General features: G+C 58.3%; 1 pseudogene. It reads right to left on the bottom strand.

The features are described 5' to 3' along the window. Window positions 1-319: pseudogene (locus DH10_RS35945) on the bottom strand (putative bifunctional diguanylate cyclase/phosphodiesterase); the annotation flags it as partial. Window positions 320-336: the final 17 nt, after the last annotated feature.

Genomic DNA, 336 nt, shown 5'->3' with positions numbered 1-336 from the left:
CAAACTGCTTTGCGTCCACCAACGCGTTCTCCAGCCGCTCGTTGAAGCTGAACCGGTTTGGCAGTCTCGTCAAAACATCCCTGCGAATGGCATTTTCGCTTTCCGCTTGCAGAATGAAGCGTCGGGTAAATTCGAACGCGTGGGCAAGCACCGCGCGAAACAGTGTGATGGCGTAGCTGACTATCAGGATTGCGACGGGCAGATTGACAGCGTCTTCCACCCACGCAATCGCGACCGCCGAGCCGACGAAGATCGGTAGCGTATACGCGATGGCCGCAATGGGAATCGTGTAAAAGGAAGCGGCGCCGCCAGCGATCATCCCCGCGCTCAGGCAGG

This window comes from Mesorhizobium silamurunense, assembly GCF_014843825.1.
In the GTDB taxonomy this organism is placed as follows: domain Bacteria; phylum Pseudomonadota; class Alphaproteobacteria; order Rhizobiales; family Rhizobiaceae; genus Mesorhizobium; species Mesorhizobium silamurunense.
Note: the sequence above shows the minus strand (reverse complement) of the source record. Positions and strands in the feature narration are given on the sequence as shown.